We start from the raw sequence: 1,103 nt of genomic DNA on the forward strand, positions 1-1,103 counted from the left end.
CGGCGGCCCTCACCGGGCTCACGGCCCTGACCGTACTGGCCGGGTTGCCGCGGCCGTCCGGTCCGCCGCACTCGGAGCGCGTGGAGCCCGCCGTGTCGGCGCCCGTGTCGCCCGGTCCGGCCGCTTCCCGGGTGCGGATCGTCGACCCCTACGAACCGGTCACCCTGACGCCGGAACTTCGGCTCGGGCTGCTGCCCGAGGGGCGGCAGAACTACGTCATCGCGGAGGCGGAGCAGTTCCCGGAGGCGCTGGAACACGCCCGTGCCATGGGCCTGGGCGACAGCCTGCGCCCGAGGAGCATCAGCACCGGGTACGACTCCACGGATCGGGACGGCATCCAGCGGATCGAGGGGGCCTGGCGGCTGCCGGAACCGCCCCGGCGCATCGTGGTGACCGTCGCGGGCGCGGAACGCCGCGCCGAACTGTTCACGCTGCCGGGCGACCCGGGCTGGGGCGTGTACCACCTGGACACCACCGGGCTGCCCCGCTTCACCTCCTTCACCATCACCGCCCGTGACCACGAGGGTGAGGTGTTCGCCACCCGGGACATCGACCTGTCCCTCCCGAAACCCGGTACCGCCGGCCCGGGCGCCGGCCCCTGACAACACCCGCCGCACGAGGTGTTGGGCCGATACGGGGTCCCGGCGGCGAACGCCGGGCACGCGGGAGCGACGGTCACGGCCGCCCGTTCCAGGCCGACCGGTCGTGACGCGACGGGTGACACGGCCGACAACTCCTGGTCAGGATGTGCCCCACGGTGGACGCCCGCACCGGGGGTGAAGGCGGGGAGACCTCGACGGCGAGTCTGGAGAGCAGTGGTCACGGTAAGGGAAGCGGTGTGGGAGCAGCGGCTGCGGCGCGCGCTGGTGTGCGAGGGCGCCAGACCGCTGCTGGTCCTCGTCGAAGGCGCGGCGGGTACGGGCAAGAGCCACCTGCTGCGCAGGCTCGCCGAGTTGCCGGAGGCCGCCGGGGCGCCGCGCGTCGCCTGGACGTGCGGGAGTGGCGGTCCGCCGTCCGGCATACCGGACGACGGACCCGTGCTGCTGCTGGTCGACGACCTGCACCGGGCCGGCGCCGCCGAGTCGGACCGGCTGCGGGAGGTG

General features: G+C 74.5%; 2 protein-coding genes. Both read left to right on the forward strand.

What is annotated here, in order from left to right; genetic code table 11:
- The coding region (locus ACYVE9_RS27875) for a hypothetical protein (RefSeq protein WP_461030666.1) at positions 1-602 on the forward strand (602 nt) is incomplete at its 5' end.
- 234 nt (positions 603-836) lie between these two features.
- Positions 837-1,103, forward strand: a 267-nt coding sequence (locus ACYVE9_RS27880; protein ID WP_461030667.1) for a hypothetical protein, incomplete at its 3' end; no start/stop codon positions are given.

The sequence above is a fragment of the Streptomyces sparsus genome (assembly GCF_054776295.1).